Raw genomic sequence first — 13,807 nt, 5'->3', positions numbered from 1 at the left:
TCGCCGCTCTTAGTGCATCATCATGTTGTAGTTCAGGTTCCACATAATCCAGATGGAGCCGACAACCACGATCGCAATGATGATTACGGTGAAGATAAATGCGGTCAGGTTCCAGCCTTCATCGGACTTGCTGTTCATATGCAGGAAGTACACGAGGTGTACCACGATCTGCACCACAGCGGTCACCAGAATGGTGCCAAGGATAACCGCATGCGAGGCGGAGCCACTCATCACCATGGCGAACGGAATGACCGTCAGGATGATGGACAGGATAAATCCTGTCATGTAGCTCTTCACGCTGCCGTGAGAAGCGCCGCTATGATCGGTAGAATGACTCATTACATCGCCCCCATCAGATAGACAACCGAGAACACGCAGATCCACACGACGTCCAGGAAGTGCCAGAACAGGCTCAGGCACAGGATACGCGTGCGGTTAGTGCTGGTCAGGCCACGACGTGAAACCTGGAACATCAGCACCGCCATCCAGATAAGGCCAGAGGTCACGTGCAGACCGTGGGTGCCGACCAGCGCGAAGAACGCGGACAGGAAGCCACTACGATCCGGACCAAAGCCTTCCATGATCAGGTGATGGAATTCATAGATTTCCATCCCGATAAATCCGGCGCCAAACAGCCAGGTCAACGCCAGCCAGGAAACCACCTGGCTCTTGTTGTTTTTGTACATGGCGATAGCCGCCATGCCGTAGGTGATGGAGCTGAACAGCAGCAGTGCGGTTTCAACCAGAACGAACGGCAGTTCGAAAATATCTTTGCCAGTCGGTCCGCCGGCCGTGCCGTTCACCAGAACGGCATAGGTAGCAAACAGCGTAGCGAAGATAATGCAGTCGCTCATCAGGTAGATCCAGAAACCGAATACCTTCATCGGTCCTGTATCATGGTGCCCGTGTTCATGCGCGTGGGCAGTATGCGCAAGAGTATCAGTTGCCATTTTTCAGCCCTGCTTTGTTAATCTCATCGAAATGCTGTTTTTCCAGTTTTTCGACTTCTGCAACCGGTACGTAGTAATCCACGTCCTCGTCAAAGCTCTTAATAATCCAGGTCGCTACGATGCCGATGAAGCTGGCGATCGCCATCCACCAGATATGCCAGATCATGGCGAAACCAAATACCGTCGCGAAGGCGGCAATGACGATGCCGGCGCCGCTGTTTTTCGGCATATGAATTTCTTCATAGTGAGCAGGCTGTTTGTACGCTTCACCTTTCTCTTTCATTTCCCAGAAGGCGTCACGCTCGTGAACCTGAGGAACGATAGCGAAGTTGTAGAACGGCGGTGGAGAAGAGGTTGCCCACTCCAGCGTACGGCCACCCCACGGGTCACCGGTCAGGTCACGGTTCTGATCGCGGTCGCGAATAGAGACGTAGAACTGAATCAGCTGGCACAGGATACCGCAGGCGATCAGCGCCGCACCGCAAGCTGCAACAACCAGCATCGGGTGGAACTGCGGATCGATCTGCTGGCTCAGACGACGGGTCATCCCCATGAAGCCCAGCACGTACAGCGGCATAAATGCTACGAAGAAGCCGATGATCCAGAACCAGAAAGCGCGTTTGCCCCAGGTTTCGTTCAGGGTGAAGCCAAAGGCTTTCGGCCACCAGTAGGTCAGACCTGCGAAGCAACCGAATACCACGCCGCCGATGATAACGTTATGGAAGTGCGCGATCAGGAACAGGCTGTTGTGCAGAACGAAGTCCGCGCCCGGTACCGCCAGCAGCACGCCGGTCATCCCACCTACGGAGAAGGTCACGATAAAGCCGATAGTCCACATCATCGCCGAGTTGAAGACGATGCGACCCTGATACATGGTGAACAGCCAGTTGAAGATCTTAACCCCGGTCGGGATCGCGATAATCATGGTGGTAATACCGAAGAAGGCGTTTACGTTCGCGCCGGCACCCATGGTGAAGAAGTGGTGCAGCCAAACGATGAACGACAGAACGGTAATACAGACGGTTGCCCACACCAGAGAGGTGTAACCGAACAGACGCTTACGCGAGAAGGTCGCGGCGATTTCGGAGAAGACCCCGAACACCGGCAGAACCAGGATGTACACTTCCGGGTGACCCCAGGCCCAAATCAGGTTGATGTACATCATCATGTTGCCACCCATATCGTTGGTAAAGAAATGGGTGCCCAGGTAACGATCCAGGGTCAGCAGCGCGATGGTGACGGTCAGAATTGGGAAAGAGGCGATAATCAGGATGTTAGCGCACAGAGATGCCCAGGAGAATACCGGCATCTTGAACATGGTCATGCCCGGGGCGCGCATCTTGATAATGGTCACGAAGAAGTTAATACCGGTCAGGGTAGTACCGATACCGGAGAGCTGCAGCGCCCAAATCCAGTAGTCGACCCCTACGCCAGGACTGTACTCAATTCCCGACAGCGGCGGATAGGCCAGCCAACCGGTCTGCGCGAACTCACCGACGCCCAGAGACAGGTTAACCAGAATCACGCCCACAACGGTGAACCAGAAGCTCAGGTTGTTGAGGAACGGGAAGGCTACGTCGCGTGCGCCGAGCTGAAGCGGAACCACCAGGTTCATCAGACCGATAACGAACGGCATCGCCACGAAAAAGATCATGATAACGCCGTGGGCGGTAAAGATCTGATCGTAGTGATGAGGCGGCAGGAAGCCTGCTTCCCCGGCCGAGGCCAGCACCTGCTGGCTACGCATCATGATGGCGTCAGCAAAGCCACGCAGCAGCATGACGATTGCCACGATAACGTACATGATACCGAGACGTTTGTGGTCGACAGAGGTCAGCCACTCGTTCCATAGGTAGGACCACTTACCGAAGTAAGTGATGGCCGCCAGAAGCGCCAGTCCCCCAATGATAATCGCAGCCACCGTTACCACGATAATAGGTTCGTGGTAGGGCACTGCATCCAGTGTAAGTTTTCCGAACATCGTTTTCTTCCTCGGCCCCTTAGTGAGCGGTTTCCGCGTGGCTCATGTCCATGCCTTCCATCCCGTCGTGAGCGGCATGCTCGCCTTCAGGTTTGGACATGTTCATGCTCTCGTGAGACATGAATTTGTTCACAACATCTTTGAACAGATCCGGCTTCACGTTAGAGAAGTATTCCACTTTGTTATATTCGCTAGGCACAGCCACTTTCTCGAACGCGGCCATAGAGTCCATAGCGTTCGGAGACTGTTTCGCTTTTTCAACCCACTGATCGAAAGTTGCACGATCCGGGGTAGCAATCGCTTTGAACTTCATACCAGAGAAGCCCGGGCCACTGTAGCTAGCGGAGATACCGTCATAAGTACCAGCTTCGTCAGCAATGAGGTGCAGCTGAGTCTGCATCCCGGCCATTGCGTAGATCTGGCTGCCTAAGCGCGGAATAAAGAACGAGTTCATCACCGAGTTAGAGGTCACTTTGAAGTGTACCGGTACGTTCGCCGGGAAGGCGATTTCGTTAACGGTAGCAATACCCTGTTCCGGATAGATAAAGAACCATTTCCAGTCCATCGATACGACTTCGATGGTGATTGGTTTCTCGTCATGGACAAGCGGTTTGCTTGGCTCCAGTGCGTGAGTGGTTTTCCAGGTCAGAACGGCCAGGAACAGGATGATCAGAATAGGTACCGTCCAGACCACAGCTTCCACTTTATTGGAGTGTGACCAGTTCGGGCTATACTTCGCATCTTTATTGCTCGCGCGATACTTCCAGGCAAATCCTACTGCCATCAAGACGGCGGGAATAACGACAATCATCATCAGGCCGAAGGCCGTCAGAATCAAAGAGCGTTGCTCCAGTCCAATCTGTCCTTTTGGGTCAAGGAGTGCAGAATCACAACCACTGAGTAATACAGTACCTGCGATTAATGACATCCATCCCAAACTTTTATTGTATTTCCTGAGTCTCATTGAACGACCTCAATTCCACGGGATCTGGTGGCGTTTAAAGTGTACGGGCATTTTACGGTAAGGTTGCATTACTGTAAACATGATTGGATCTCTGTCAGTTCTGTGTTAGCGGCTTCTGCTTGCTTTGTCACATATGTTACGTAGTGTTACGTAATCGCTTGCAAAGCCTGATTTTCGTGGGATCGATAACGAAAGGGATAAGAAAAGGAGTGCTTAGCGGCGAATGGGCATAACCACCCAAAAATTAGAACAATTGTTTAACATTTAATTATCAAATAAAAGACATTGTGGAAACGTAAAATAAAATCGGCTTAGCTGAATCGGTTAAATTATTTAAAGAATCGAATAAAAACTGTCAATAATTTCCAGAAAACAAAAACGCACAAAACAACAAATAGCGCGGCGGGCAATATAAAAGCGTTAATAAGCCGTTATAATTACGTTTCGTTATTACAACGGCTAATAATGATGCAGCGTCCTTAAATCAGGTGGGTTTTACGCAGCGCCAGGTAGTCGAGCAGGCCGCCGAGCAAAATACCGCCAACGGCCGTCAGCGCGGCAACCTCCAGCAGGCCGGACAGGAAGCTGAACGACGTATAATCCAGCGCGTTGAGGATCAGCAGACCCAGCCATACCGCCAGCAGCAGGCAGCCCAGCGTCAGGATCCCCAGCGCCAGCGCATAGGCCTGCGGGTATTCGCTACGCGGTATAAAGCTTGCCGTGCGTTGGGTATGCTCGAGCGTTTGCCGGCACAGCAGCAGCAGCGCGATCCCCGGCACCGCCGCGACCACAGAGAAGAGATAGAAGGTGGACCAGCCGTGGGCCTCGACGAACCAGCCGGCGATCGGCCCGACGTACACGCGGCCAACCGCGGACAGCGCCGAGAGCAGCGCGAACTGGGTGGCGGAGAACGACTTGTTGCACAGCGTCATCAGCAGCGCCACAAACGCCGCCGTGCCCATTCCCCCGCACAGGTTCTCAAAGAATACCGCGGTCGCCATGGAATAGAGGTGCTTATCGGTAATCGACAGCAGCCAGTAGCCGGCGTTGGAGACCCCCTGCAGCAGACCGAAGATCAGCAGCGCCCGGAACAGCGTCAGCCGCTGCATCAGGACGCCGCCGTACAGGGCGCCGAGAATGGTGGCGAACAGGCCTAAGGTTTTGTTCACCATCCCCACTTCACCGGCGTCAAAACCGACGCCGCGGATGAGAAAGGTGGTGGTCAGGCTCATGGCAAACGCATCGCCAAGCTTATAAAGAACGATGAGCAACAGAATAAGCCAGGCGTTGTTACGGCCGAAAAAATCACGCAGCGGCGCAACCACCGCCTGCTCCAGCGATCGGGGGACCGGGATGACGTCGCTCGGCTCGGGCGCCAGCAGCGTGGCGATGATGCAGGGCACCAGCAGCGCCGCCATCAGCCAGTACATCCCCTGCCAGCCGAGATAGCGGTCGGCGAGCCACAGGGCCAGACCGCCGGAGACCAGCATCCCGAGGCGATAGCCCAGCACGCTGATCGCGGCGCCGGCGCCGCGCTCTTCCGCCGGCAGAACGTCGGTTTTCCAGGCGTCAAAGACAATATCCTGCGACGCTGAACAGAAGGCGATCACCACCGCCAGCGCCGCCATCCAGCGCAGCTGGGAGACGGGTTCAAGAAAGCCCATCGCCGCGATGGCCAACAGGAGCAGGATCTGGGTGGTGACCAGCCAGCCGCGACGTCGGCCGAGGAACGGCGGCGTGTAGCGGTCCATCAGCGGGGACCAGAGAAATTTAAAGACATAGGCCTGGCCGACCAGCGAGAAAAAACCGATCGTTTTCAGATCGATATTTTCCACCGTCATCCAGGCCTGCAGGGTACCGGAGGTGAGGGCCAGCGGCAGACCGGAGGCGAAGCCGAGGATCAGCAAAATCGCTGATTTAGGCTGCTGAAAAATGCGTAAGTAATGACTGGACATAGCATAAAGCACGAACCCGGCGGAGGCCGGGTTCGTGGTGGCATTAACGCGCGTTTTGCTTGATGAAATCGTGAATGCTGGTGTCCTGCGCCATATCGGCGATGGTATCGGTCAGGACGCTGTTAACGGCATCAGCGATGTTTTTGTTCGAGGCCTGGAAGGCGCCTTCAACCGAGTAGCTGGCGCGGTAGTTTTTGGTCATCTTCGTGCCGTTTGCCGCGGTGGCGATGATGGCGATATCGGCTTTGGTGGCGATGTTGTAGCGCACGTTGCCCTGGGAGACGTCAGCGTAAAGTTTGTTGACGATGATCTGCAGATCGACTGCGCCGTTCGGGCCAATCATATAGCCGCGCGCGGTCATTTGTTTCTCCAGCACTTCCTGCAGCAGGAAGCGCAGGTCGCGGGAGGCGGTGAGGGTGACCTGTTGGTTGTCGCGCGTCACTTTCGCCAGCGCCTGGTCCGGACGCTGGTCGGCGCCGTTGATGCTGACGGTCACGCCCATCAGGCTCGGATCCTGCTGCGGCAGCGTGATTTTCGGCGATACTTCAATGGTGGTCGGCGGCGTGGCGCATCCTGCCAGCATAAACATGGCGACCAACGGGAAAAGGATCTTCTTAAGCATGTTCAGGTCTCAACGCATGGTGTTGTTATAAGGAAAATTACCGCCATCATAGCATTGCCAACGGCAAGGGGAAGTGGCAACGCGTGTAAATCCATCGCCCTGGCGGTTTTCTGAGCGCCCCGCTACGGTTAATCGCTCTTTCACCGGCGGATCTGGCGACCAGAGCCAGTAAACGTGATACTTTTGAATGAAAATATCAGAACAATGCTAATTTTTTGTTGTTTTCTCCTAATGGAAGCGGTAAAAGCGGCTAACATTTAAAAGGAGTGGCGGCATCTCAGCGTTGTCGGAGGAGAAAATTCATGATGATACGTGAACAGATCGAAGCAAAACTTAGAGCAGCGTTCGACCCGATGTATCTCGAAGTCGTGGATGAAAGTTATCGTCACAACGTCCCTGCGGGCTCTGAAAGTCATTTTAAAGTGGTGTTAGTGAGCGATCGCTTCACTGGCGAGCGTTTCCTTAATCGCCACCGTATGATCTACGGCACGCTAACCGAGGAGCTGTCGAATACGGTGCACGCCCTGGCGTTGCACACCTACACGATTAAAGAATGGGAAGCGCTACAGGATACGGTTTTCGCCTCGCCGCCGTGCCGCGGCGCGGGGAGCATCGCCTAGAAATCCCATTTGCAACCGCTGGCGCTTTTCCAGTATGTTGCTTGCAGATTTAGCAAAAACGGCCTACGGGCCGTTTTGTTTTGCCTGGAAAATGCGCAAAGTCAGCGCTTTTGCGGACAAAATTGAGCGGGAAATGTGAAAAATGCCGCAGCACCAGGCGACAACCGTTCTCGACTCACAAAAGTGATGCCGCTATAATGCCGCGTCTTATATATGAATGTCTTCGGGATGATTCTGACGACAGGGAATGTGTTTCTGATTTGAAGAGGGCATCCCGGTTCTGCGAAGCCACCTACACGCGCTTCCAGAGTTGACCGAGCACTGTGATTTTTTTGAGGTAACAAGATGCAAGTTTCAGTTGAAACCACTCAGGGCCTTGGGCGCCGTGTAACGATTACTATCGCCGCTGACAGCATCGAGAATGCTGTCAAAAGCGAGCTGGTCAACGTAGCGAAAAAAGTTCGCATTGACGGCTTCCGTAAAGGCAAAGTGCCGATGAATGTTGTTGCTCAGCGTTATGGCGCATCCGTTCGCCAGGACGTGCTGGGCGACCTGATGAGCCGTCATTTCGTTGACGCGATCATCAAAGAAAAAATCAATCCGGCCGGCGCGCCGAACTACGTTCCGGGCGAATACAAACTGGGCGAAGACTTCACCTACGCGGTAGAGTTCGAAGTGTACCCGGAAGTTGAACTGCAGGGTCTGGAAGCGATCGAAGTAGAAAAACCGGTTGTTGAAGTGACCGACGCTGACGTTGACACCATGCTGGAAACCCTGCGCAAGCAGCAGGCCACCTGGAAAGACAAAGAAGGCGCAGTTGAAGCTGAAGATCGCGTAACCATCGACTTCACCGGTTCCGTAGACGGCGAAGAGTTCGAAGGCGGCAAAGCGTCTGACTTCGTACTGGCGATGGGTCAGGGTCGTATGATCCCGGGCTTCGAAGACGGTATCAAAGGCCACAAAGCGGGTGACGAGTTCACCATCGACGTGACCTTCCCGGAAGAGTACCACGCTGAAAACCTGAAAGGTAAAGCGGCTAAGTTCGTTATCAACCTGAAGAAAGTTGAAGAACGTGAACTGCCGGAGCTGACCGAAGAATTCATCAAACGTTTCGGCGTGGAAGATGGTTCCGTCGCTGGCCTGCGCGCTGAAGTGCGTAAAAACATGGAACGCGAGCTGAAAGGCGCTGTGCGTAACCGTGTGAAGTCTCAGGCTATCGAAGGTCTGGTTAAAGCTAACGAAATCGACGTTCCGGCGGCCCTGATCGACAGCGAAATCGACGTGCTGCGTCGCCAGGCTGCTCAGCGTTTCGGTGGCAACGAGAAACAGGCTCTGGAACTGCCGCGCGAGCTGTTCGAAGAGCAGGCTAAACGCCGCGTAGTGGTTGGCCTGCTGCTGGGCGAAGTGATTCGCACCAACGAGCTGAAAGCTGACGAAGAGCGCGTGAAAGGCCTGATCGAAGAGATGGCTTCTGCTTACGAAGATCCGTCAGAAGTGGTTGAGTTCTACAGCAAGAACAAAGAGCTGATGGACAACATGCGCAACGTGGCGCTGGAAGAGCAGGCTGTTGAAGCCGTGCTGGCGAAAGCCAAAGTGTCTGAAAAAGCCACTTCCTTCAACGAACTGATGAACCAGCAGGCGTAATTTCGCCGCGATGGTTTAAGGTTCGGGCAAAAACCCGTTGCCGAAAGGCGGCGGGTTTTTTTTTAGGATAATGCCAGCCTCAGGCACGGTGCTAAAACGCATTTACCATGATAGCGTTACAGCAAAAGCTTGTTATGCTTGAAATATGGCAACGCCATCCCCATTACCGGGGGAGGCAACTGCATCCGCAATTGCACGCGTGTTGAAGAGGCGGTGACGCGTTCAGCGGATAGAAACTGTGGCTGATAATCCGTCCGTAAGGTTACAATCAGTGCAGCAGGTATTTTAAAATTACTCCAGGAGACGGAAATGTCATACAGTGGCGAACGAGACAACTTTGCACCCCATATGGCCCTGGTGCCGATGGTCATTGAACAGACCTCACGCGGTGAACGTTCTTTTGATATCTACTCCCGTCTGCTTAAGGAACGCGTCATTTTTCTGACCGGCCAGGTCGAAGACCACATGGCAAACCTGATCGTGGCGCAGATGCTGTTTCTGGAAGCGGAAAACCCGGAAAAAGACATTTACCTGTACATTAACTCTCCGGGCGGGGTGATCACCGCCGGGATGTCGATCTATGACACCATGCAGTTCATCAAGCCGGACGTCAGCACCATCTGTATGGGACAGGCCGCGTCCATGGGCGCGTTCCTGTTGACCGCCGGGGCGAAGGGCAAGCGTTTCTGCCTGCCGAACTCCCGCGTGATGATCCACCAGCCGCTGGGCGGCTATCAGGGGCAGGCGACGGATATTGAGATCCACGCCCGTGAAATCCTGAAGGTGAAAGGACGCATGAATGAGCTGATGGCGCATCATACCGGCCAGTCTCTTGAGCAGATTGAGCGTGACACCGAGCGTGACCGCTTCCTCTCTGCTGCGGAAGCCGTGGAGTACGGACTGGTCGACTCTATTTTGACCCATCGTAATTGATGCCCGAGGCGCAAGGGTGCCGCTTTACGCTGCATCCTTCTCGCCACGTCTGCTAAGCGGTTGGCATTTTTCCGGAGGCTTGCCGGGCAGGCACGCGGCCGGTAGCTTCGCTACCGCCTCGATGTAGCGCGAAGGATTTTGTGTATATACTAATGAAGGGCGGCACAACGCTATATGGCGGCTTGCGCCTGAGAATGGCATTTGCGTCGTCGTGTGCGGCACAAAGAACTTAAAAAGAGGTTTGGACTCATGACAGATAAACGCAAAGATGGATCGGGCAAATTGTTGTATTGCTCTTTTTGCGGCAAAAGCCAGCATGAAGTGCGTAAGCTGATCGCCGGGCCATCCGTGTATATCTGCGACGAATGCGTTGATTTATGTAACGACATCATTCGCGAAGAGATTAAAGAAGTTGCGCCGCACCGCGAGCGCAGCGCGCTGCCGACGCCGCACGAGATTCGCCACCACCTTGATGACTACGTCATCGGTCAGGAACAGGCGAAAAAAGTGTTGGCGGTCGCGGTATACAACCACTACAAACGTCTGCGCAATGGCGATACCAGCAATGGCGTAGAGCTGGGTAAAAGTAACATTCTGCTGATCGGGCCGACCGGCTCCGGTAAAACGCTGCTGGCGGAAACGCTGGCGCGCCTGCTGGATGTGCCGTTTACCATGGCGGACGCCACCACCCTGACCGAAGCCGGTTATGTGGGTGAGGACGTCGAAAATATCATTCAGAAACTGCTGCAGAAGTGCGACTACGACGTGCAGAAAGCGCAGCGCGGCATCGTCTATATCGACGAAATCGACAAAATTTCGCGTAAATCCGACAACCCGTCGATTACCCGCGACGTCTCCGGCGAAGGCGTGCAGCAGGCGCTGCTGAAGCTTATCGAAGGCACCGTCGCCGCCGTTCCGCCGCAGGGCGGGCGTAAACACCCGCAGCAGGAGTTCCTGCAGGTTGATACCTCCAAGATCCTGTTTATCTGCGGCGGAGCGTTTGCCGGTCTGGATAAAGTGATTTCCCACCGTGTGGAAACCGGCTCCGGCATTGGTTTTGGCGCGACGGTTAAAGCGAAGTCCGACAAAGCGAGCGAAGGCGAACTGCTGGCCCAGGTCGAGCCGGAAGATCTGATCAAGTTTGGTTTGATTCCGGAATTCATTGGCCGTCTGCCGGTAGTGGCGACCCTGAACGAGCTGAGCGAAGAAGCGCTGATCCAGATCCTGAAAGAGCCGAAAAACGCCCTGACCAAGCAGTATCAGGCGCTGTTTAGCCTGGAAGGCGCAGAGCTTGAATTCCGCGACGAAGCGCTGGATGCCATCGCCAAGAAAGCGATGGCGCGTAAAACCGGCGCCCGTGGCCTGCGTTCCATTGTGGAAGCGGCGCTGCTGGACACCATGTATGACCTGCCTTCGATGGAAGATGTCGAAAAAGTGGTCATTGATGAGTCGGTTATCGCCGGACAGAGCAAACCGCTGCTGATCTACGGCAAACCGGAAGCTCAGCAGGCATCTGGCGAATAATTAGCCATTTCACTCAAGCAGTTAACAAAAAGGGGGGATTTTATCTCCCCTTTTATTTTTCCTGCATTCCCGCCGTTGAATGTGTGGAATACATCCCCATATACTGGATTACATATTAACGACGATGCAGTGGAGTGTGGCGTCGTCGGCTACCTGGCGGACTTTAAACTAAGAGAGAGCTCTATGAATCCTGAGCGTTCTGAACGCATTGAAATCCCCGTATTGCCGTTGCGCGATGTGGTGGTTTATCCGCACATGGTCATACCCCTGTTCGTAGGGCGGGAAAAATCTATCCGTTGCCTCGAAGCGGCCATGGACCATGATAAAAAAATCATGCTGGTTGCGCAGAAAGAAGCGTCGACGGATGAGCCGGGTGTAAACGATCTTTTCACCGTTGGAACCGTGGCGTCTATTTTGCAGATGCTGAAGCTGCCGGACGGCACCGTGAAGGTGCTGGTCGAAGGGCTACAGCGTGCACGCATTTCTGCGCTGTCTGATAATGGCGAACATTTCTCGTCGAAAGCGGAGTATCTCGACTCGCCGGCGATTGACGAACGTGAGCAGGAAGTGCTGGTTCGTACCGCTATCAGCCAGTTTGAAGGCTATATCAAGCTGAATAAAAAGATCCCACCGGAAGTGCTGACGTCGCTGAACAGCATCGACGATCCGGCGCGCCTGGCGGATACCATCGCGGCGCATATGCCGCTGAAGCTGGCGGACAAGCAGTCCGTGCTGGAGATGTCCGACGTCAACGAACGTCTGGAATATCTGATGGCGATGATGGAATCGGAAATCGATCTGCTGCAGGTTGAGAAGCGCATTCGCAACCGCGTCAAAAAGCAGATGGAGAAATCCCAGCGCGAGTACTATCTGAACGAGCAAATGAAAGCGATTCAGAAAGAACTCGGCGAGATGGACGACGCCCCGGACGAAAACGAAGCGCTGAAGCGCAAGATCGACGCGGCGAAAATGCCGAAAGAGGCGAAAGAGAAAACCGAAGCGGAACTGCAGAAGCTGAAGATGATGTCGCCGATGTCTGCGGAAGCGACCGTCGTGCGTGGCTACATCGACTGGATGGTGCAGGTGCCGTGGAATGCGCGCAGTAAGGTCAAAAAAGACCTGCGTCAGGCCCAGGAGATCCTCGATACCGATCACTATGGTCTGGAGCGCGTGAAGGACCGCATCCTTGAGTATCTCGCGGTGCAGAGCCGGGTCAACAAAATCAAGGGGCCGATCCTCTGCCTGGTGGGACCGCCGGGGGTAGGTAAAACCTCATTGGGTCAATCTATCGCCAAAGCGACCGGCCGGAAATACGTCCGCATGGCGCTGGGCGGCGTGCGCGATGAAGCGGAAATTCGCGGTCATCGTCGGACCTATATTGGCTCGATGCCGGGCAAACTGATCCAGAAAATGGCGAAAGTGGGGGTGAAAAACCCGCTGTTCCTGCTGGATGAGATCGACAAAATGTCTTCCGACATGCGCGGCGACCCGGCTTCCGCGTTGCTTGAGGTGCTGGATCCGGAACAGAACGTGGCCTTTAACGACCACTATCTGGAAGTGGATTACGATCTCAGCGACGTGATGTTCGTGGCGACGTCCAACTCCATGAACATTCCGGCGCCGCTGCTGGACCGTATGGAAGTAATTCGCCTCTCGGGTTACACCGAAGATGAAAAACTGAACATCGCCAAGCGTCACCTGCTGCCGAAGCAGATCGAACGCAACGCGCTGAAGAAAGGCGAGCTGACCGTCGACGATAGCGCCATTATCGGCATTATTCGTTACTACACCCGTGAAGCGGGCGTTCGTAGCCTGGAGCGTGAAATCTCCAAGCTGTGCCGTAAGGCCGTTAAGCAGCTGTTGCTGGATAAAACGCTGAAACACATCGAAATTAACGGTGAGAATCTGCATGATTATCTCGGCGTGCAGCGCTTCGACTATGGCCGCGCCGATAGTGAGAACCGCGTCGGTCAGGTGACCGGTCTGGCGTGGACGGAAGTGGGCGGCGATCTGCTGACCATCGAAACCGCCTGCGTACCGGGTAAAGGCAAACTGACCTACACCGGCTCGCTGGGCGAGGTGATGCAGGAGTCGATTCAGGCTGCGCTGACCGTGGTACGTTCGCGGGCGGACAAGCTGGGCATTAACGCCGACTTCTACGAGAAGCGTGATATTCACGTCCACGTACCGGAAGGGGCGACGCCGAAGGATGGCCCGAGCGCGGGTATCGCCATGTGTACGGCGCTGGTCTCCTGCCTGACCGGCAACCCGGTACGCGCCGATGTGGCGATGACCGGGGAGATTACGCTGCGTGGTCAGGTGCTGCCGATCGGCGGTCTGAAGGAAAAACTGCTCGCGGCGCATCGCGGCGGTATTAAGACTGTTCTGATTCCTGATGAGAACAAACGCGACCTTGAAGAAATTCCGGATAACGTTATCGCCGATTTGGATATCCATCCGGTGAAACGAATCGAGGAAGTTCTGACACTTGCGCTGCAGAACGAACCGTTCGGCATGCAGGTTGTGACCGCGAAATAGTGATTCTGCGCAAATTGCGCTAATAAAAATAGGGCTGGTAAGTCATTTCGGACTTGCCAGCCTTTTTTTGTGTAGC

The 13,807-nt window shown here is 54.6% G+C and carries 11 protein-coding genes; 5 read left to right on the top strand and 6 right to left on the bottom strand.

Annotation, left to right across the window (positions count from 1 at the left end; all coding sequences use genetic code 11):
- Positions 1–9: 9 nt before the first annotated feature.
- From ACOI6Z_RS11670 to ACOI6Z_RS11645, 6 genes are all read right to left on the bottom strand, one after another.
- Positions 10–339 carry a cytochrome o ubiquinol oxidase subunit IV gene (locus tag ACOI6Z_RS11670; RefSeq protein WP_002891634.1) on the bottom strand — a complete coding sequence of 110 codons (330 nt, stop codon included), beginning with the start codon at positions 337–339 and terminating at the stop codon, positions 10–12.
- Positions 339–950, bottom strand: coding sequence for a cytochrome o ubiquinol oxidase subunit III (locus ACOI6Z_RS11665; RefSeq protein ID WP_002891635.1), 612 nt, complete (start codon positions 948–950; stop codon positions 339–341). Before ACOI6Z_RS11665 ends, ACOI6Z_RS11670 begins: the two co-directional genes overlap by 1 nt.
- Positions 940–2,931, bottom strand: coding sequence for a cytochrome o ubiquinol oxidase subunit I (gene cyoB, locus ACOI6Z_RS11660; RefSeq protein WP_004204804.1), 1,992 nt, complete (start codon positions 2,929–2,931; stop codon positions 940–942). Before cyoB ends, ACOI6Z_RS11665 begins: the two co-directional genes overlap by 11 nt.
- A gap of 19 nt (positions 2,932–2,950) precedes the next feature.
- Entirely contained in the window at positions 2,951–3,895 is a 945-nt protein-coding gene (gene cyoA / locus ACOI6Z_RS11655) for a cytochrome o ubiquinol oxidase subunit II (RefSeq protein WP_004204802.1), read from the bottom strand.
- 479 nt (positions 3,896–4,374) lie between these two features.
- A complete protein-coding gene (ampG, locus tag ACOI6Z_RS11650; RefSeq protein ID WP_032453853.1) occupies positions 4,375–5,850 on the bottom strand; it encodes a muropeptide MFS transporter AmpG in 1,476 nt (491 codons plus the stop codon).
- Between the two features lie 43 nt (positions 5,851–5,893).
- A complete protein-coding gene (locus ACOI6Z_RS11645) occupies positions 5,894–6,472 on the bottom strand; it encodes a lipoprotein (protein ID WP_004204800.1) in 579 nt (192 codons plus the stop codon).
- Positions 6,473–6,774: 302 nt separating this feature from the next.
- On the opposite strand from ACOI6Z_RS11645, the gene bolA reads away from it, so the two are divergent.
- The 5 genes from bolA (at position 6,775) to lon (ending at position 13,731) form a co-directional block, all read left to right on the top strand.
- Entirely contained in the window at positions 6,775–7,092 is a 318-nt protein-coding gene (gene bolA, locus ACOI6Z_RS11640) for a transcriptional regulator BolA (RefSeq protein WP_002891649.1), read from the top strand.
- A gap of 345 nt (positions 7,093–7,437) precedes the next feature.
- The gene (gene tig / locus ACOI6Z_RS11635; RefSeq protein WP_049013792.1) at positions 7,438–8,736 is read left to right on the top strand and encodes a trigger factor; all 1,299 of its coding nucleotides are present in this window, start codon (positions 7,438–7,440) and stop codon (positions 8,734–8,736) included.
- A gap of 309 nt (positions 8,737–9,045) precedes the next feature.
- Positions 9,046–9,669: an ATP-dependent Clp endopeptidase proteolytic subunit ClpP gene (gene clpP, locus ACOI6Z_RS11630; protein ID WP_002891804.1), complete on the top strand. Its 624-nt coding sequence runs from the start codon at positions 9,046–9,048 to the stop codon at positions 9,667–9,669.
- Positions 9,670–9,918: 249 nt separating this feature from the next.
- Positions 9,919–11,193: an ATP-dependent protease ATP-binding subunit ClpX gene (gene clpX, locus ACOI6Z_RS11625; protein ID WP_002891807.1), complete on the top strand. Its 1,275-nt coding sequence runs from the start codon at positions 9,919–9,921 to the stop codon at positions 11,191–11,193.
- A gap of 183 nt (positions 11,194–11,376) precedes the next feature.
- Positions 11,377–13,731 (top strand): endopeptidase La, encoded by a 2,355-nt coding sequence (gene lon / locus ACOI6Z_RS11620; protein WP_065812685.1) that lies wholly within the window; start codon positions 11,377–11,379, stop codon positions 13,729–13,731.
- Positions 13,732–13,807 lie beyond the last annotated feature (76 nt).

This window comes from Klebsiella sp. C239 (assembly GCF_048822715.1).
Lineage (GTDB): Bacteria > Pseudomonadota > Gammaproteobacteria > Enterobacterales > Enterobacteriaceae > Klebsiella > Klebsiella quasipneumoniae.
The sequence above is the reverse complement of the archived record's forward strand: the minus strand, read 5'-3'. Positions and strand labels throughout refer to the sequence as shown.